This is a genomic window from Chitinophaga deserti, assembly GCF_003149455.1.
Taxonomy (GTDB): Bacteria; Bacteroidota; Bacteroidia; order Chitinophagales; family Chitinophagaceae; genus Chitinophaga; species Chitinophaga deserti.
The window spans coordinates 74,527-93,759 of sequence record NZ_QFFK01000008.1 but is presented as its reverse complement, the minus strand read 5'-3'; the positions used below and the strand labels follow the sequence as shown (position 1 = coordinate 93,759).

General features: G+C 50.8%; 13 protein-coding genes. 8 read left to right on the top strand and 5 right to left on the bottom strand.

Annotated elements, in window-relative coordinates; genetic code table 11:
- Nucleotides 1-133 precede the first annotated feature (133 nt).
- The gene (locus DEV76_RS18575) at nt 134-1,909 is read right to left on the bottom strand and encodes a right-handed parallel beta-helix repeat-containing protein (RefSeq protein ID WP_157962985.1); all 1,776 of its coding nucleotides are present in this window, start codon (nt 1,907-1,909) and stop codon (nt 134-136) included.
- 285 nt (nt 1,910-2,194) lie between these two features.
- Between DEV76_RS18575 and DEV76_RS18565 the strand changes: the two genes are divergently transcribed.
- Entirely contained in the window at nt 2,195-4,318 is a 2,124-nt protein-coding gene (locus DEV76_RS18565; protein WP_198652126.1) for a GDSL-type esterase/lipase family protein, read from the top strand.
- A gap of 62 nt (nt 4,319-4,380) precedes the next feature.
- Here DEV76_RS18565 and DEV76_RS18560 read toward each other — a convergent pair whose 3' ends face one another.
- Complete coding sequence (locus DEV76_RS18560) at nt 4,381-5,208, bottom strand: hypothetical protein (protein WP_157962984.1); 828 nt, start codon at nt 5,206-5,208, stop codon at nt 4,381-4,383.
- 199 nt (nt 5,209-5,407) lie between these two features.
- Nucleotides 5,408-6,301: an AraC family transcriptional regulator gene (locus DEV76_RS18555; protein WP_109699427.1), complete on the bottom strand. Its 894-nt coding sequence runs from the start codon at nt 6,299-6,301 to the stop codon at nt 5,408-5,410.
- A gap of 171 nt (nt 6,302-6,472) precedes the next feature.
- On the opposite strand from DEV76_RS18555, the gene DEV76_RS18550 reads away from it, so the two are divergent.
- The 7 genes from DEV76_RS18550 to DEV76_RS18520 are packed head-to-tail and all read left to right on the top strand — an operon-like array spanning nt 6,473 to nt 16,731.
- Nucleotides 6,473-7,195: an RraA family protein gene (locus DEV76_RS18550; protein ID WP_109699426.1), complete on the top strand. Its 723-nt coding sequence runs from the start codon at nt 6,473-6,475 to the stop codon at nt 7,193-7,195.
- Nucleotides 7,195-10,023 (top strand): glycoside hydrolase family 2 TIM barrel-domain containing protein, encoded by a 2,829-nt coding sequence (locus DEV76_RS18545; RefSeq protein ID WP_109699425.1) that lies wholly within the window; start codon nt 7,195-7,197, stop codon nt 10,021-10,023. The genes DEV76_RS18550 and DEV76_RS18545 overlap by 1 nt, the downstream gene beginning before the upstream one ends.
- On the top strand, nt 10,020-12,914 hold the full coding sequence (locus tag DEV76_RS18540) for a glycoside hydrolase family 2 protein (protein ID WP_109699424.1): 2,895 nt from the start codon (nt 10,020-10,022) through the stop codon (nt 12,912-12,914). The genes DEV76_RS18545 and DEV76_RS18540 overlap by 4 nt, the downstream gene beginning before the upstream one ends.
- A 10-nt stretch (nt 12,915-12,924) precedes the next feature.
- Nucleotides 12,925-14,091, top strand: coding sequence for a mandelate racemase/muconate lactonizing enzyme family protein (locus tag DEV76_RS18535; RefSeq protein ID WP_109699423.1), 1,167 nt, complete (start codon nt 12,925-12,927; stop codon nt 14,089-14,091).
- Nucleotides 14,092-14,149: 58 nt separating this feature from the next.
- Nucleotides 14,150-15,802 carry a sodium:solute symporter family protein gene (locus DEV76_RS18530; protein WP_109699422.1) on the top strand — a complete coding sequence of 551 codons (1,653 nt, stop codon included), beginning with the start codon at nt 14,150-14,152 and terminating at the stop codon, nt 15,800-15,802.
- A gap of 5 nt (nt 15,803-15,807) precedes the next feature.
- Complete coding sequence (locus DEV76_RS18525) at nt 15,808-15,987, top strand: hypothetical protein (RefSeq protein WP_109699421.1); 180 nt, start codon at nt 15,808-15,810, stop codon at nt 15,985-15,987.
- 3 nt (nt 15,988-15,990) lie between these two features.
- Nucleotides 15,991-16,731 carry an SDR family oxidoreductase gene (locus DEV76_RS18520; protein ID WP_109699420.1) on the top strand — a complete coding sequence of 247 codons (741 nt, stop codon included), beginning with the start codon at nt 15,991-15,993 and terminating at the stop codon, nt 16,729-16,731.
- Nucleotides 16,732-16,980: 249 nt separating this feature from the next.
- Here the strand turns inward: DEV76_RS18520 and DEV76_RS18515 are convergent, their stop codons facing one another.
- Entirely contained in the window at nt 16,981-18,024 is a 1,044-nt protein-coding gene (locus DEV76_RS18515; RefSeq protein ID WP_109699419.1) for a DUF4998 domain-containing protein, read from the bottom strand.
- An 18-nt stretch (nt 18,025-18,042) separates the two neighbouring features.
- A complete protein-coding gene (locus tag DEV76_RS18510; protein WP_198652125.1) occupies nt 18,043-19,227 on the bottom strand; it encodes a DUF5000 domain-containing lipoprotein in 1,185 nt (394 codons plus the stop codon).
- Nucleotides 19,228-19,233: the final 6 nt, after the last annotated feature.

Genomic DNA, 19,233 nt, shown 5'->3' with positions numbered 1-19,233 from the left:
GAATATTTTCACTTTAACAATGAAAATGCTGTAGTATGGCGGATTTCACAAGGTTGTTTGTATTTTACCTTACATAAAAAAAGCCCCTGCACTATTGATCCGTGCAGGGGCTTTTCGCTTATGATGATTTGAATTATTCCTTCACTTCCAGCTTATCGCTAAATCCGTCCATCTTATTCCCGGAGATCTTTACTTTCCGGCAGTTTTCCAGTACAATATTGGGACGTGGCTGCCGCGCAGGAAACAGCTTTGTTTGCTCAATACGGTTACCGGTGAATGTGAGCCCGTCGGTACTGCGGGCAAACATAACAGGGTAATCGTACTGGGCGAAGCGGTTATCGGTGATGCGGATATTCCGGTGTACATAATACCCCGGCGCCGCCTGCTTCACTTCCGGCTCAATAGCAATGGCAGCGTTATTTCCGCCGCCATTATGCCCGCATTCTATGAACTCATTCTGCCGGATGGTTACATCTTCTACCGGACCGGATTCATACCAGCCATTGGCATCGTTGGCAATGAGAATGGCATGCATCCCTGTCCTGTAAAACACATTACGCTCAATAAGCACCTTGCGGCGGGTGCTTACCAGCAGTCCACGGGTATTGGTGCCTTCGAAGCGGCAGTTACGTACTGTGAGCGCAGGTGTCCAGGTTGTATTCTCCACTGCATCACCCGTTTTGAGCACCGCGGGCAGTGGAGCAGTAAATTCTACCTCCATCTCCCGTTCGGAAATCAGTTTAGCAGATTTTACCACGGGGAATGCGTATATCCTGAGCGATGCGGCATCCAGCAGGGCGGTACTGTCTCCGGCGAAGAATGCCTGCATTCCATACGTCTGATGGTGCATGAACCGCAGGCGGATCTTTTTATCAGAGAGCTTTTCCTGTACCTGCAGGTGTGTGCCATGTATATTCAGCGGATCATCCTGCGCGCCATTAAAGCGGCAGTTCTCCACAAGAATCTGTCCACGGCAGCCGGAGAAGTGCATGCAGTCTGCAAATGCCGCAATGGTACGCCCGGTACCTTCGCGGGGCATCACCACTACATTATCGTAATGGAGGTTTTCGGAGAACTGTGCCACGATGCCGAGGCCATGCATGTAATTCATCCGCACATCGTTCAGCTTTATGCCAGAAGAATGATGGATGAAAGCGCCTACATGATCCCGGATGGGATCGCGTACGGAGAATACATCGCCCGGGGCAAATTTCCTGTTCTTGAAATTGCCCGAAAAGCGGACTTCCCCGTGTGATAGTTCCCGGGCCTTACTGCGGTCGAACTGGCGCCAGTCGTCGTACCAGAATGTATGGGTAGCCGGCTGCATACGGAGGGCATGAAAGTTCCGGATACCATAACCTTCGCCGTACCATTGCAGGCGGTTGTTGGTTATCTCATAGGTGGAGGAGGAATTTACCTTCGCATCCACGGTGCTGTCGGTAGCCGCTACGATCGTCATCTCCGACATGCTGGGCCTTTCAAAATCTACCCGTATGCCGGATATAGATATGTTCTTGCAGCTGTCCAGCGCCCAGGTGATCATTTTACCATGATACATCAGCAGGGCGCCGTTACCGATCACCTGCAGGTTTTCCATGCCTTCGAACAGCAGGCCTATCTTCTTGAGCTTAGACGGGCATTCTGTTTCCGAGGAAGTGTTGCTGATGAAGTATTCCCTTACCGCCGCATGCTCCGGCCAAAGGTCGTACCGCCCCGGCTCCAGGAGCAGCACCGTAGCTTTTTGTTGCTTACAGGCCGCAATGGCCTTATTAAAGGCCGGCAGCGCATCTTCATAACTGCCTGCCTTCGCTCCGAAACCGGACACGCGTATCGTATCGCCGGGAGGTGCAGCAAACAATGAAGTGGCCAGTGCAAGCATTCCTGTACATAAAATGGAAGTTCGTATCATACAATAAGAGTAATGGATTAAAAAGCGCCCGTCCTGCAGACTGCGCAGCATGGAATTAATATATTGTACAAATTACACTTGTTCTTTCCGGGAAACAATACCTGGTGAATATACTAACAGCTTATAGAAAAAAACCATTATGAAACCGATTGCTGAAACGCTCCTCAGCAGGGCCATTTGGATTTCTACAGGCATCACATTACCTTGGATAAGTTTGTATGATAAGCAACGCAGTTTACTACCGCCGGGGGCATCAATGCTCTGCGGCCCATTCAATCCATGTACATGAAACAATTACTCCTCATCCTGTCATTGTCTCTTGCCATGCTGCAGGGATACAGCCAAAAGAAAATCAGAATCGCCTGCATCGGCAACAGCATTACCTATGGCGCCGGGATGGCCGACAGGGAACATAACAGCTACCCCGTTCAGCTGCAAAACACACTGGGCTCCGGCTATACCGTCATGAACTATGGCCGCAACGGGGCTACGTTACTGAAAGGAACCGACAACTCCTACCGGGAAACACCTGAATACGCCGCTGCTTTAGCTTTTCAGCCCGACATCGTGTTTATTAAACTCGGCACGAACGATAGTAAAGCCAAATACCGCTCCTTTTACCCCAACTTCGAACAGGATTATAAATCACTCATAGCATCGTTCCGGCAGCTGCCTTCCAAACCAAGGATCGTACTGGTATTACCGGTGGCATCTTTCTATACGGATACCACTTCCAATACCGCTATCCTGAACAAATCCATACTGGAAAATATTATTCCGAAAATCCGGCAGGTAGCGTATGAAGAAAAGCTGGAGCTGATCAACCTCCACCCTCTTTTCGCAGACAAGCCCGATCTGTTCCCGGACAAAATACATCCCTCATCCCTCGGGGCCACCATCATTGCAAAGCGCCTGTACGAAGCGGTAGTTGTCAAAACCGATACATCCTTCGATATCTTCTCCAAAATAAAAGAAACAAAAACCCAAAGCTCCTTCCATGGGTTCGACTGTGTTGATTTCAAATATGCCGGCCGCAACTGTAAGGTGGTAAAACCAAAGATCGTAGCAGCAGGGAGGCCCTGGGTTTGGCGGGCACGCTTCTGGGGCCACGAGCCGCAGGCAGATATCTCTTTACTGGAAAGAGGCTTCCATATCGTGTATTGTGATGTGGCAGAACTGTTTGGTAACAGTGAGGCCATTCGCATCTGGAACCAGTTCTACAGCCTGATGCAGCAATGCGGGCTTTCGCCTAAAGCCGCCCTCGAAGGCATGAGCCGCGGCGGAGTATACATTTACAACTGGGCGCTGGCCAATCCGGGTAAAGTAGCCTGCATCTATGCCGACGCTCCTGTGCTCGACCTGAAAAGCTGGCCTGGTAATAAAGGCAGCGGGCCCGGCAGTAAAGAGAACTGGGAGATCTTTAAAAAAGATTACCAGCTCACGGAAGAACAGGCTGCCGCCTTTGCAGGTTCCCCTTTGGATAATGCTGCCCGCATAGCCCGGCTGGGCTTTCCCATGCTGCATGTGGTGGGCGATGCCGATGAGGTGGTGCCTGTAAGTGAAAACACGGCTCCCTTCGAAGCTAAGGTGAAAGCTGCAGGGGGGAATATTACCGTCATACATAAACCTGGTATCAAACACCACCCACACAGTTTGCCGGACCCTACTCCTATCACCCAATTCATCCTCACCGCTACCGGTCAGAAAGTGAATTTTGCTGTGATACCCGCCCCTGCATCGGAGTACCGCTCCGGCGCCGGATGGACAGAAGGCAAGGGATGGTGGCAGCAGCATGCCAATATCGACAGCCTGATCATTGCCAATAAACCAGCCATCCTGTTCCTCGGCAATTCCATCACACAGGGTATGGGCGGGCACAGAACATATGTTACCTATAAAGCCGGCTTCGCTGTGTTCGACAGTGTATTCCATCCGCATACATGGGAAAGCGCCGGTATCTCGGGCGACCGTACGCAAAACGTACTGTTCCGCCTCCAACAGGGTAACTATGCCAAAGCGGCTCCCAAAGTGCTGGTGGTAACTATTGGCGTTAATAACTTCATTGACGGCGACAGTCCTGAGGAAATTGCAGCAGGTATACACACCATTGTCCGCTGGGTACAAACCCATATGCCCCGTACACACCTTATCCTTACAGGGCCCTTACCAACCGGACTGGACAAGCAATCGGACAGAAGGAAAAAGTATGAACAGATCCATGCCCTGCTGGCAAAGCAGGCTGCGAAGCAAAAGCGCTATACTTACCTCCCCATGACCACCACATTTGAACAGGCCGATGGCAGTTTAAGCCTTACAGACTATTCATCCGACGGCATACATCTAGTAACGGGCGGCTACCGTAAATGGGCGCTGGCCCTGCAGCCGGTGATAAGTAAGTTTATGAAGTAACCGGTATAAATATAAAAGCCCGCTGCATGCAGCGGGCTTTTAATTATAAGGTAGTTATCTGCCTACTTCGTATAAAGCGGGGAGCGCTTCAGCAGGTATTCGAGGGTATTTTTATAAGCGTCCTGCGTATTCCAGAAAGCAGTTCTGTCCTGGCTGTAAACGCTGGTGCCTTTATCGTTGTAGATGGCCAGATTCAGATTGGTCTGGTAGTTCTGGGTGGTAGTGCCGTAAGAAGAGCTATTGTATTTCCGATCTTTCTCATCGTCTTTCCCGTCTTTACTGGTGGTTTTACCGGAATTGGTCTGATAGCTGGTTTGTGTGGTTTTGTTCAGGGTCACCAGTCCGTCTACCACATATTCAACACCAAGGATGTTGCAGATATCATCCATCGTATACCCTTTGATGTTTGAGCGGTTGATGCCTGCTTTAATGAGCTGGGCGTTGGTAGTGCGGGGGGTGAGGATGGTGAATACACCGGCATGCCTGTTCATGAAGGAAAAGCATTCGTTCTGCACTTCTTCACTGATAGATTCATCAGCCGGCTGTCCGTCGCGGATAAAGCCAAACGGGAGGATGGCTACCTTGTTATGATGATCTTCCAGTCCCGGGCCGCCCTGGGCAGGGGCTGCTCCTGCAGACTGCTGTGCTGGTTTATTAAAGACCTCAATCCTGCCGCTGCCGTAAGTAATCTTCAATATTTCGGACTTCTTGATGTTGTAGATCAGCGTTTCCCCTGCGTAGGTAAAATCCAGGTCCGTATCGTTGATCTTCACCACTTTCCCGGTAAGCTCATCACCGTTGAGTTTTAAAATCACGTCATTCTTGGCAGACTGGGCAAAGGACACTAAAGTTGCAAATAGCAGTACAATGATTGTTGATAGCCTTTTCATATCAGGGTTTTGAATTTAAATACACAGAGTTAACACCTGCCAACACATATTTGTTAAATATCATCTCATCTTTTTTCTATATCTGTAGCTATAGAAAGCAGAGCCGGTCCCGCTGGCAGGGTTTTATTTTCGTGCAAATAAATAAATATTTCCTTTGGAGAAACATTATTAGAAGAAAATCAATAAAAATAGGCAGGTTTTAAGCCGGGACCATGCCTGGAACCATGGCTTTCTGCAGTGCCTTCCGGTATTCGGACGGGCTTTGGGTTGTGATGTTTTTAAAGCACTTGTTGAAATTGACGAGGTTGTTATATCCGCTTTCCAGGCATACTTCCATGATAGAAAGGTTTTCATGCCGCAGTAGTTTGCAGGCATGGGCAATACGGATCTCCTGCAGGAACTGCACGAATGATTTCTGGGTACGGGTTCTGAAGTAACGGCAAAAGGCCGTGGGTGACATTCGGGCAACAGCGGCAATTTCATCGAGGGGAATATCGCGGTGGAAGTTGGTTATCAGGTGCTGGTAAACATCATTGAAACGGCCGGCATCGCGGCTGGTCATGGCATTCTTGTATGTTTCGCTGGCCAGGTAGGTAAAGTCATTCGCATGAGAAAGGAGGTCTACCGTTTCGAGGAACAGGGATACTTTCTTCAATCCCTCGGCATTTACAATATCCCTGAACTTCCCTGCAAGGAGGGCATTGGTTCTATGGCCAAAGCGCAGGCCGCGGGCGGCACGGGTAAATAACTGGGCTACCTGCTCCCCGGCATCAGTTCCGGTAATCAGACTAAGCACCATGGCAGGTGCGAAGTATATTACGGTGGCTTTTACACGCAGCTTGTTATGTTCCAGGAAAAACTCGTTATCATTCCGCCAGATGTGGGGTAAGTTGGGGCCCATCAGCACAAGATCCCCCTCTTCAAACTCCTCTACATGATCCCCTACGATACGTTTGCCATAGCCTTCTTCTATGAGCACAATCTCGCAGGCATCATGAAAATGAAAGTGCGAATCGAGAAACTGCTTGTCGACATACTTCACCCGGAACTGCCGTTCCGCATGTAGCCCCGTATCCATTAGTCTGGCTTTCATACTATAAATGTAAGGGATTTTGATCTATTTTACACAACATCACGCCAAACCTGCTAATATCGTTAACAATTCTGTCAAAATCGTTAATATCTGAGGGGGCAGAGGGTTATAAATTGCAGTATTGGGCCGGAACAAACCGGGTTTTAACAGATCAGTATTTAATCTACAAATATGGTAACAGCACAAGAACAGGTACACATTGGTCCGTATTGGAAAAATGATGACGAATTGTTCGGAATAGTAAAAAAAGAGCTTTACACCGCCGTAGTAGGCGATATAATGGACAAAATGGGATTGGTTCACCAGTTCCTCTCCCCGCGTATACAGCCTTTGGATGCAGCGATGTTTGTAATAGGCCGCGCCATGCCGGTACTGGAGGCAGATGTATTCTGCGAGTTCCCTACCGGCGGGCACAATGCCCTTCTTACCAAACCATTCGGACTGATGCTGGAAGCGCTCGACGACCTGAAAAAGAACGAAGTGTACATTTGTACCGGTGCATCGCCATCATACGCCTTATGGGGCGAACTTATGAGCACACGCGCCCAGATGCTGGGAGCAGCCGGAGCAGTGGTAGATGGTTATTCGAGAGATACAAAGGGGATACTGGACCTCCACTTCCCTACTTTCTCCTATGGCAGATACGCCCAGGATCAGGCACCGCGTGGTAAGGTGATAGATTTCAGGACTCCTCTTGAGATCAATGGCGTTAAGATCATGCCGGGGGATATTGTGCTGGGGGATTTAGACGGCGTATGCATCGTACCCGCCGCGGCAGAGCAGGAAGTGTTTTCCCTTGCTATTGAAAAGGCACGGGGCGAAAAGCTCGTTCAACAAAAAATATTGGAAGGCATGAGCGCGAAGGATGCGTTTGAGAAATACGGCATAATGTAATGAAAGGACTAACAACGATACTGACAGTTTTATGGATGTGCGGGCACACCATCTCCATGGCGCAAAGGGCCACACTTACTGCCCGTCCGCAGGAAGTGGTGTCCCTCAACGGCACCTGGACGTTCCAGGACAGGCAACAGATAAACGTTCCGGGAGAATGGGTGATGCAGGGCTTTACGGTGAATGAAGGTGAAACGGCGAAATACAGCCGCTCCGTCATCATCCCCGACTATTGGAAGGGCAAACGGGTTAAGATACGGTTCGATGCCGTGAATACCAATGCGCTGGTGAAAATGAACGGCAAACCCGTTTGCAGTCATGAAGGAGGGTTTGTACCCTTTGAAGTGGATGTAACCGATGCATTGCAAAGCGGTAAGAATGAACTGGCAGTAGAAGTAAGGGCGCTTACAACCAGTGATCACCTCTCCTGCGCTTCCCAATACGCCGTACACACCGTTGGCGGCATCCTCCGGAAAGTAACGATGTTCGCTGTACCCAACGCACATATCGCAGATATTACGGTAACCACAGATTTCGATAAAAATTATAAAGATGCTACTCTTCATTTAAAAACGATTACCGCTAATACTACTGCTACTCCCGTTAAAACCGGTTACCGGTTTACATTGACGGATGCTTCCGGCAAAACGGTGCTTCGCCAAACCATTGCAGGAGATAAGGCTATTGGCCAACAGGCTTCATTGGAGGAAACACACTCCTTAACCATTCGCAAACCGCAGCACTGGAACCCGGAGCACCCTTACCTGTATGTCCTTGAAACCGCACTTATCGAAAATGGCAGGGAAACGCATGTAACACAATGTAAAGTTGGTTTCCGGGAAGTGGAAGTGAAAGGGAATGAGCTGCTGGTGAATGGCAGTCCGGTGAAGCTGCGGGGCGTAAACCGTCACGAAGTACATCCGCTTACAGGGCGCAGCATTTCCCCTGCCCTCTGCCGCCAGGATGCCCTGCTATTCAGAGATGCCAATTGCAACTATATCCGTACTTCCCATTACCCGCCGTCGGAAGAATTCCTTGAAGCGGCCGATGAACTGGGACTTTTCGTGGAAAGCGAAGCCGCCCTCAGCTGGATAGAACATCATGCCTCTCCCATCTGGCGGTTATGGAAATATACCGATCAGCGGTTCCTGCCCCTGATGCTGCAGGCGAATGCAGAGAATATTGCAGCAGGCAAAAACCATCCTTCTGTAATTATATGGTCGCTCGGGAACGAATCGCGCTGGAGTGCATTATGGGACAGCGTTAATACCTTCGTAAAGCGCACCGATCCCGCGCGCCCCACTACCTTCCATGATCAGTGCTGGGGAGGGTTCAACAATGCAGGTAGCAAAGCGGATATTGCCGTGTATCACTATCCCGGTATCAATGGGGCGGCGGCAGCTGCAAAGTCTACGCGTCCGGTGCTTTTCGGAGAATACGCTCACCTTTCCTGCTACAACCGTCGTGAACTGGCTACTGACCCCGGCATAAGGGCGGCTTATAATGCACCGCTCGTTACTTTCTACGATTCCATGTACTACTACAAGGGCTGCCTGGGCGGCGCCATATGGAGCGGGATAGATGATATATTCCATCTGCCCGGCGGCAATATTGTGGGGTACGGTCCATGGGGACCGGTAGACGGATGGCGCAGGCCTAAACCAGAATACGCAGGTATGAAGAAAGCATACGAACCCGTAAAGATCATGGCTATCCGTAATCAGGCAAATGCTTATGAGCTGGATATCGAAAACCGCTTCGACTTCACTTCGTTTAAAGATATTACCATCACTGCCAACGGGAAACCCCTCCGCTTCAACGTGGCTCCGGGAAAAAGGGGCACATTAAGCATCCCGGTAACCGATGGCCAGGTGCATGTAGTGTTCAAAGACCCGCGCGGTTTTGTGTGTACAGAAACTTTGCTGGGCAGCTCCCCCGCTGTTGCATTAACCAGGCCTTCCACACCCGTTACTTATGTAGAGAAAGATGAGGCCTACATTGTGCAGCAGGGAGCTGTTACCTATACGATCTCCAGGCTTAAAGGGATAATCACGGACGCACGCAAAGGCAATGATACCCTGCTGCTGCAAGGCCCTGTGGTATGTGTAGCCCCCTCCAACCACGAAGATGGCGGCAAACCTAATGTAGCGGGGGAAACCTACCAGAACAATATCTATCCCCTTAAATATTACCCGCTCTATACCCTTTTCGCGGAAAACATGCAGATCGATACCAGTGCACAGGGACTGCGCATCAGTGCTGATATCACCTATACTTCGGGCAAAGGTAAACTGACTTACTACTTTACTTCCAACGGACAGCTCATCACAGATTACGAGGTGCGCTACCGCGGCAACGATTCCCTGCCTTATCAATATGGCCTGCTGATGCAGTTACCGCAACGCTACCAGCAACTCGAGTGGGAACGGGAAGGTGCATTCACAGTAAACGACAGTACCGACATTGCCCGTAGCCATGGAACGGCAATACTGGCAGCTCGCAAGCTGGGAGCGGTGGAAGCATTCGGGGAAGTACCCTCGGGCCCCTGGAAGAACGATGCCAATGAACTGGGCAGCAACGATTTCCGGTCTGCCAAACACGATATCCGCAAGGCATCTCTTTCTGATGGAAAGGGTCAGTCAGTAGTGGTAAGTTCCAACGGAAAGCAGGCTTCCCGCAGCTGGCTGCAGGACGGCAATATTCATTGGCTGATCGCGGATTACTGGAGTAACGGATCAGAACCATTTTACACAACACCACATTCAAACGGAAGGATCAATATCAATCGCAAAACAATCAAAGGAACATTAACGATAAGCATACCATGATCAAAAGGAAAAGTATGGCACTGGGCATGCTCTGTTGCATACAGGCGCTGCTGCCCGCCATGGCGCAGGACTATATGGCTGGTGGCAGAGTATCCCTTGCCCCTGTGCCGCAACAGGTATCAGGTGTTAAACAGGCCGTTACCAGCCTGAACGGAGAATGGGAAATCAATTTCTCTTCACGGATATCAGCAGGCGTATGGCGTAAGATAAAAGTACCTGGAGAAGCCGCCATGCAGGGATTTCCCGTTCAACACGACACCGCTTTCTTTTACCGCAGGCAATTTACCGTACCGGCTGATGCGGCAGGCAAACAAACTGCCATCCGTTTTAACGGCGTATACAGTTATGCAAAAGTGTATGTAAACGGCACTTTCGTGCGCGACCATTTTGGCGGATTCACCGCCTGGGAATGCGACATCACACCGTATGCACAACCCGGTAAAACCGCAGAGATCGTAGTGGAAGTAACGGACCGGCTGGATGAAATCTCCTTCGCTTCCGGATACGCCCACCACACCATCGGCGGCATCCTCCGCAATGTGGACCTCATCGTTCGCCCTAAAACCCACATTGCCCGGCTATACACACGCACCTTACTCAACCATAATTACACTGCCGGAGAATTACAGATCGAAACTGTGGTAACCGGAGCTGCCGGAACAGTTTCCTGTACGTTGTATAGTCCGGATGGAAAGAAAGTATCTGCCGTAAACATCCCTGTTACAACCGGTGCCATGCATGCGAAAATCCCCGTGCCTCAAGTAATCACCTGGACTGCAGAGCGCCCCCAGCTGTACCGGCTGGAGGTGAAACTCCTTCAATCCGGCAAAACAATTGCACAGCATAAGGAGCATGTAGGATTCAGAGATGTGAGAATAGACGGCCGCAGGCAGCTGCTGGTAAACGGACAGCCGGTAAAGCTTCGCGGAGCCTGCCGGCATGATATGCACCCTCTCCTTGGCCGCTCCACCAACCGGCAGCAGGACAGCCTCGATGTGATACTCGCCAAAGGCGCCAACTTCAACTTCATCCGCACTTCGCATTACCCGCCGTCTAAAGACTTCCTCGAGTTCTGCGACCGGTATGGCATATATGTGCAGGAAGAAACCGCTATCTGCTTCGTGGCACAGGACCGCGGCGGCCTTTACAACAAATACGGTTCCAGTCAGAACGATACGGCCTTTACCAGCCGTTACCTTGGCCAGCTGAGCGAAATGATCGACCGCGACCGTAACCATGCCAGTATCATTATGTGGTCTATCGGTAATGAAAGCAGCTATGGCACTAACTTCCAGAAAGAATATGATTTCCTGAAAACCATTGATACTACGCGCCCTGTTTCCTGGTCGTGGCCCTGGACAGCCCTGAAAGAAGGCAAACGCTGCTTCGATATTGCAGTGGGGCACTACCCTGTTTATGACGGCAAAGGCAGTGACATGGGCGGTATCGACAAAAACATGGAGCATCCCGATTATCCGCTGCTGAGTGATGAATGGGCGCACGTGGCCTGTTACAACACCGATCTGCTTCGGTATGATCCCAATACCAAAGACTACTGGGGCCGCAGCATGGACACTACCTGGCTGGTGCGCTTCGATGTACCGGGTAATATCGGCGGCGCCATATGGGGCATGATCGACGAAACGTTCCACATGCCGGAAAAAGTAACGGGTTATGGCCCCTGGGGTATCGTAGATGTATGGCGCAGGCCTAAAGCGGAGTACTGGAACACCATGAAAGCCTACTCCCCTGTCCGCATCGGTCAAACTTCCTTCCCGCAGGCTAAAACTGGAGATGTGTTGCAACTGCCTGTTAAAAACCGGTTCGACCATACTAACCTGGCCAGTGTAACCTGTAAACTCATCGTGGATGGTAAAACGAAAAACTATCCGCTACCCGATATTGCTCCCCATGCTAATGGTGTTATCTCTTTGCAGACGGCCGGTATCCGCGGCAACTCCGCATTGCTGAAATTCTACGACCAAAACGGGTTCCTCATCGAAGAAGAACGTATCAGCTGGGGACCTGTAGTATTACCCGTACTGCCTGCCGCCAAGGTTAAATGGGCAGGTACATCCGGCGACGGTTATCAATCCGGTAACCTGCAGATCATTGCACCGCAAAATGGAGCAGGGATGAAGATCCGGAAAGGTAATCAGGAACTGGTTTCCGGGTTACCAGAAGTAATGGTGAACAGGCCTGTGGATGGTAATGCATTTAAGAACACGGCAGGCATCTTTTCCGGCCCACTGGAGGCTGCAAATATCAAAGTAACTTCGAATGGCGAAACGGTACAATACACCTGCAGCGGCAACATCGGTAAATATCCTGTTTCCTATACGGTTACCCTGCATGCCTCGGGCCTTGTGGAAGTTCAGTACGAAGCAGACAGTATCCCCCGCCAAACCTGGGAAATCGGTATTAAGATTCCTGTATCCACTGCACTTGATCAGATCAGCTGGAACCGCAAAGGCTATTGGAGCACTTATCCGGCAGAGCATTTATCTGCTGCTGAAGGTACTGCTGTGAAAACCGGGAAGGTTACCGCCTACAGGGAACGGCCTTTGAATGATATAGCGCAGGATATGACGGATTACTATCTTGCTAAATCCAACGACGTTAAAGCGGGCACCACGGAAGCCAGCGAAATATACAGGGCGCGGAAGGAACATATTTATCACTTCACCCTGTCCAAGCAAAACAAACCCGGGAAAATTAGGGTTATTTCTGATGGCAGCCAATCCGCCAAAATGCAAATAGACGCACAGGGCCGCCAATGGCTGCAGGTGGCAGATAAGTGGGATTACTGGAGCCTTTCATGGGGCAACTTCCAGGGCACCCGCAATAAATCCCGCAAAGTGAGCGGTACCATTAAGTTTATAATTGAATAAATCAACCTTTATGAAAATTACTGACGTAAAAGTGTGGCTGGTAGAAGGCGTGAAATACAACTGGACTTTACTGAAGATATATACCGACACCGGCCATACCGGTGTGGGAGAAGCCACCAACTGGCCCGGGAGCCCCATCGTATACCATGCCGCCAAACATGTAGGTGAAAGGATTATCGGCCTTGACCCTATGCGTACTGATTTTATCTGGACCAAGCTCTACCGCGACCTTAACTGGATTGGTCCATACGGCGCCAGCATGTGCGCCATCAGCGGTATAGACATGGCCCTGCTCGACCTGAAGGCCAAAGTACTGGGCGTTCCCTGTTACGAACTGCTGGGCGGTGCATTCCGGAAAGAGATACAGCTTTACGCCAATTACTGGTTTACCGGTGGCGGGCACATTGCATCCGACTATGCGGAGCAGGCACAGAAAGTAAAAGCTGCCGGTTTTACCGGTCTTAAATTCGATCCCTTCGCACATACCAATTACCTCTACGGCGAAGATCTTTCCTCCAACCTGACACTTACACCTGCGCAGCAGGATCTGGCATTTGAAGTGAGTAAAGCCGTACGGGACGCGGTAGGCAAAGAATTCGACATTATGATCGAAACACATGCCATGCTGAATTACAGCGTGGCGGTGAAGATGGCGCAACGTCTTTCCGCACTCGACATTACCTGGTATGAAGAACCTGCAGGACCAGAGAATGCAGACAACCTCCGCGCCATGCGCGAAAGGATACCTTCCAATGTATCCATCTGCGTGGGCGAGCGCCACTATACACGCCACGGCATACGCCCGCTGTTGGAAAAGAACGTCTGCGATATTATGATGCCGGATATTACCCGCTGCGGCGGCCCTTCAGAAATGAAACGCATGGCTACCATGATGGAAGCCTATAACGTGCTACTCGCTCCGCATAATCCCAACGGTCCGCTTTCCACACTGGCATCGGCCCATGTATGTGCTTCCGTTCCCAACTTCTTCCGGCAGGAGTTCATGTTCACCGACGTACCCTGGCGCGATACCGTGATCGACCATCCCATTGCAGGCATGGTAAAGAACGGTCACCTTCACCTCAGTAACCGTCCGGGTCTGGGGGTAGATCTGGTTGAAAGTGAAATGGAAAAGCATCCCGGCATATTGCAGCCGAGGCCGGGTTTCTATGTTTAAATAATGGACCGTAAGGCCGCTCCCTGCCGGGGCGGCCTTCTAAATCTTCCGACAACCTATGCAGCTGAATTCCATTGATTATGCCATTATTGCCCTGTACTTCCTTTTCGTAATAGGCATCGGGCTGATGCTGAAGAAAAAGGTGAAGACAGGGAACGATTTTCTCATGAGTAACCGCAGCATACCGTTGTGGATTACCAGTCTCGCTTTCATCTCCGCCAACCTGGGCGCCCAGGAAGTATTGGGCATGGCCGCCAATGGCGCTAAATATGGCATGTATACCGTGCATTTCTACTGGCTGGGCGCCGTGCTTGCCATGATCTTCCTCGGTGTGTTCATGATGCCGTTCTATTACGGCAGCAAAGCCCGCAGTGTACCTGAATATCTGCGGCTCCGCTTCGACGAGAAAACGAGGAGCCTTAATGCGCTGACATTCGCAGCTATGACGGTCTTCTCCTCCGGCGTATCCCTCTACGCTCTTGCCATGCTCATGCAGGTAATGCTGGGCTGGGATTTCGACCTCAGCATATGGCTCGCCGCAGGCATCGTACTGCTATATATTTTTATGGGCGGCCTCACCAGCGCCGTATATAACGAAGTGCTGCAGTTCTTCCTGATCGTACTGGGTATAGCCCCGCTGGTATACATTGCCTTACGCAAAGCAGGAGGCTGGCAGGGCATTGTACAGCATGTGGATGATGCAAAGCTCCATGTTTGGAAAGGCCTCTCTTCCCCAGCCAATAACCCGATGGGGGTAGATGCCGTGAGCATGGTGTTCGGCCTCGGGTTTGTGCTGGCATTTGGTTACTGGTGTACCGACTTCCTCGTGGTGCAGCGCGCCATGATCAGTAAAAACCTCAATGATGCGCGGCGCACGCCTGTGATTGCCGCCATCCCCAAGATCTTTATGCCGGTGATCGTGATCCTCCCGGGCATTGTGCTGCTGGCACTGCAGCAACAGTTTACCGGCTTTGAGCTTCCGGTGAATGCTGCAGGAGAAACCGACTATAACATGACGCTGCCGGTGCTGCTGCAGCAGCTATATCCCAACGGTATCCTCGGGGTGGGCATCACCGCACTCATTGCATCGTTTATGAGCGGGATGGCAGGTAATGTGACGGCTTTCAACACCGTATGGACCTTCGACATCTACCAGACCCACATCCGGCCCAACGCTACTGAAAAGCATTACCTGATGGTTGGCCGCCTCACTACTGTGGCAGGCATATTGGTATCGGTAGCCACGGCTTATGTGGCACGGGGCTATAACAGTATCATGGACCTGTTGCAGCTGGTGTTCAGTTTTGTAAATGCCCCGCTGTTCGCCACCTTCTTCCTCGGGATGTTCTGGAAAAGGACAACCGGGCACGGTGCTTTCTGGGGACTGGTGGCTGGCACACTTACCGCCGCATTCGTACATGGGATATCCGTTGCAGAAGGCAAAGGCGGGTGGATAACACATTACACCACCTTCTATTCCGGCACCAGCCAGGCATTCACCATCGCCTGGATCGCCTTTCTTGCCTGCTTTATTGTAACGGCACTCGTGAGCCTCGTTACGAAGCCCCGCCCGGATGCGGAACTGGCCGGACTGGTATACAGTTTAACGGAGCGCACAAAAGACCCTGAGCGCCGCTGGTATAAAAACCCGTTGTACCTGGGCCTGATCGTATTGGCAGTAACCCTTGTATTCAACATTATCTTCTTTTAACGCATATGGACAGATTTCTCGATCTTCGGTTTATCATTGGCCTGTTCTTTCTGCTGACTGGCCTGGCACTGCTCCTCTATGGGGTAACGCATACAGAAGGCAGTGGTAACAATACCGCATGCGGCGTGTTGTTTATCGCATTCGGGGCACTGATGGCCTTATTATCACCCAAAGCAAACAAGTAGCGTATGGCTTTTACGATAGATCTTACAGGGAAAGTGGCTGTGGTAACCGGTGCCGCATCCGGCATAGGGGCAGGTATTACAGCGGCCCTAAGGCAGGCAGGTGCTATTGTGGAAGGCTGCGACATTACACCGGCAGTGGGGATCACTGTCACGGATATCACGGATGCCGCTGCTACTACAGCCTATATTCAAACTATAGGCGCCCGGCATGGGACGATAGATATCCTCGTTTCCTGCGCAGGGGCCAACGTGTTCAAAGGCGCGGCTGACTGTACGCCTGCCGAATGGGACCGAAACTTTCAACTAAACCTGACATCCCACTGGCACCTGGCCTTACAATGCAAGCCCTTTCTCGAAGCTTCCGGAAGCGGCGTAATCATCATTATCAGCTCCAACCACGCCTTCGCTACCATTCCCGGATGCTTCCCTTACAATATTGCCAAAACGGCGCTTACGGGCCTCGTACGCAGTCTTGCCATAGAATGGAGCCCTTCCATCCGGACCATCGGTCTTGCGCCCGGCTTTATCGATACGCCGGGTAACCAGCAATGGTTTAACTCCTTCCCCGACCCACTGGCAGAAAGAAACCGTACCATTGCCATGCACCCGGTAAAGAAACTGGGTACCCCTGCAGAAATAGGCGCATGGTGTGTGTTTATGAGCAGTGAACATGCCGCATTCGCATCGGGCACCACTTACCTCATCGACGGAGGGCGTTCTGCACTGTTACAGGAAGAAGGGTAATTTCCTTTATAAAACATAACCGCATATAACCTTTACCGGGCATTCCTTTGAAACACAATCAACGGAGTGCCCGGTAAATGCATTTATGAAACCCCGAAAGTAATAAACCCCGCATCAGAAGTAAACAGGTAGCGTATTTCAGGCTTATAAGCAGGTAACTATACGGTTCCTTCGGGAATGCAATAAAAAATGGGCCGCCCCGTAAGAGAGGCAGCCCGATTCATCATTACACATTCAGGGATAGCATAACTATTTTAACTGGAGGGTTTCTTCTACCACACGGGCATCGCCGGCGGTATTGGTATACTCTGTTTTGACAGTGATCTTTCCGGCTGAATTATCGAATTGCAATTGCAGTATCTTAAACGATCCCGCCTTGATGCCTCCGGCTAAGGTTGCATTGGGCCCTACCGTCAGCACACTGTTTTCATAATTGAAAACATACTTCCAACCACTGCCGCCCAGGTTGGCATAATCTACTTCTATCTGCCGGGCATTCAGCTCTACAGCAGTCTTATCACCGGATAATACCGTAGTACCCGCCACTACATTGTTCGCAGCTGCCCCGGTATAATTGGTACGCAGTCCGCCGCTGACAAACACACCTGCCAGTGCATTGAACTTCCTAACCGTATCCGGCTTAGCCGCATAGAAAGTATCGAAAGCAGTTGCTTCCGGCAGGTAGGCAGAGCGGATCAATACCGCCGTGCCGTATTTGTAATCTGGTAATACACTGGTCAGTTCAGCCGACAGTACTTTCTTACTGATGGTGGTTCCGGCATTCGTTTGATACGACACATTGGTGAACGGACTGGTTACCGCCGCAGCCAGCCAGTTAAGAGTAAATCCACTTGCAGATACGGCAGAAGAAATAACACTCCGGTTATTCACCCCCTGTTCGTATTGCGTGCCGTAGTTATTACCCACCACAAAGATGGGGATAGACCGGTTGTTGCTCCCGTCGTAAGTTCTCAGTTCAAGGCTCACAGCACCTTCCTTCAGGTCGTTGATTATGGCTTTCACCGTATCTACCCCACCCGTCCGGGATATGGGAATCTCTATCGAATCCTGGCGGTTGTTCCAGAATATGCGGCAGCGGGTAATGTTTGGGTCGGAAGTGATCAGCCCTCTCACCATCACCCTGTTCTTCCCCGCAAATACTTTCACGGAATCCACGATGCCGGGGTAAATCAGTTCCCCTTTGGTCTGGAACTTCTTATAGTCGTCTGACTTGGTACAGCCGGCCAGTGCCGCTGCTCCAATCAGGATATATTTCAGGCAATTACTTTTCATGTACAGTTTGATTTGAGTTTACAGAGATGCGCCCCACAGCTTGATCTGGGAAATGGAAAACCCATAATGCCCCTGCCATGTTTTCAGCATTTTGAAGCGGAGATACTTATACGGCGGCAGCCCCGGAGGGAAATCGAATTCCCAGCCTGCTACTGCATACTGCTGGTCGGAAGAGGTTTCGGTACCATATGGCTGTCCGGATGGTTTGATCACTTCTCCGTTTATCAGTTTGGTCCAGCTTCCCCAGCTGCCATCGGATGCCGGTGCATTGGATCCGTAAATCTCGAAAAACCGCACATTACCCCTGATGTAATACTGCGCACCTATCTCCTGGTAAGGGAAAAACTTGATACGGCTCAGGATGGTCTGTTTACCGAGGTTCATGGTAAAAGAAACCGGTCCTCCCGCAGATTCATCCGTGAAAGCAGAAGGCCATCCACTGGCGGCGCGGCCATCCCACATCATTTCCTGGTTGGTGCTGTATACAAATACCGCATCTGTTGGGAGCTTCACGGATGTGAAACTGATCCTGTCCAGCATCTGTTCAAAAATGGGCTTCAGGGTGGCATACAGGGTATCGGTGTAATTGAGGAAACGGTCGCGGATCGTGAAGGCGAATTTAGTAGGCACCGTATCCAGCCCGCGGATGTTTTTATTGATAAGTGAATCTTCCGTATAGATATTATCCAGCGGAGAAAACGCACCGCTGCCGGTAGTGTCCATCATGGGCATAATCACCAGCGGGAAACGGAAATTGTTGGTAGCCTGGATGTTGATACCGCCGAATGTTGCTACTACCCGCATGTTGCGGTAAGTAAGCACAATGGGTGCCACCAGTGGCTTAACCGTAACGGTTACGGGCTTTGAGGCTTCTTCTCCTTTGTTGTAGGCATAGAGTTCCACTTTATGTTCCAGCGTATCGCCGAAGCCGTCGAGCACCATTCGGTTGGTATAATAGGAAGCCTTTACTTCCCTGCGGATGCCGGGCCCTACTTCATATACGGCTTTTACATAGGCGAGGCCCTGGTATTTGGGGAGCGTGTAGCTTACTTCCACTTTACCATTGGCGTTTACTACCTGTACGTTGGTCACTTCCCCCGGTGCGCCCTGTCCCTTTTCAACAGGCTCGTGCAGGATCTCTTCCTTACACCCGGCGGCAGCCGCACAGCACAGCATTATCATTGCAATTTTTCTGAGTGTCATGTTCAT

What these genes read in the sequence shown, in the direction of transcription:
- DEV76_RS18575 (WP_157962985.1), bottom strand. Translation starts at nt 1,909, where the DNA reads ATGATACGAACTTCCATTTTATGTACAGGAATGCTTGCACTGGCCACT.
- DEV76_RS18565 (WP_198652126.1), top strand. Translation starts at nt 2,195, where the DNA reads ATGAAACAATTACTCCTCATCCTGTCATTGTCTCTTGCCATGCTGCAG.
- DEV76_RS18560 (WP_157962984.1), bottom strand. Translation starts at nt 5,208, where the DNA reads ATGAAAAGGCTATCAACAATCATTGTACTGCTATTTGCAACTTTAGTG.
- DEV76_RS18555 (WP_109699427.1), bottom strand. Translation starts at nt 6,301, where the DNA reads ATGAAAGCCAGACTAATGGATACGGGGCTACATGCGGAACGGCAGTTC.
- DEV76_RS18550 (WP_109699426.1), top strand. Translation starts at nt 6,473, where the DNA reads ATGGTAACAGCACAAGAACAGGTACACATTGGTCCGTATTGGAAAAAT.
- DEV76_RS18545 (WP_109699425.1), top strand. Translation starts at nt 7,195, where the DNA reads ATGAAAGGACTAACAACGATACTGACAGTTTTATGGATGTGCGGGCAC.
- DEV76_RS18540 (WP_109699424.1), top strand. Translation starts at nt 10,020, where the DNA reads ATGATCAAAAGGAAAAGTATGGCACTGGGCATGCTCTGTTGCATACAG.
- DEV76_RS18535 (WP_109699423.1), top strand. Translation starts at nt 12,925, where the DNA reads ATGAAAATTACTGACGTAAAAGTGTGGCTGGTAGAAGGCGTGAAATAC.
- DEV76_RS18530 (WP_109699422.1), top strand. Translation starts at nt 14,150, where the DNA reads ATGCAGCTGAATTCCATTGATTATGCCATTATTGCCCTGTACTTCCTT.
- DEV76_RS18525 (WP_109699421.1), top strand. Translation starts at nt 15,808, where the DNA reads ATGGACAGATTTCTCGATCTTCGGTTTATCATTGGCCTGTTCTTTCTG.
- DEV76_RS18520 (WP_109699420.1), top strand. Translation starts at nt 15,991, where the DNA reads ATGGCTTTTACGATAGATCTTACAGGGAAAGTGGCTGTGGTAACCGGT.
- DEV76_RS18515 (WP_109699419.1), bottom strand. Translation starts at nt 18,024, where the DNA reads ATGAAAAGTAATTGCCTGAAATATATCCTGATTGGAGCAGCGGCACTG.
- DEV76_RS18510 (WP_198652125.1), bottom strand. Translation starts at nt 19,227, where the DNA reads ATGACACTCAGAAAAATTGCAATGATAATGCTGTGCTGTGCGGCTGCC.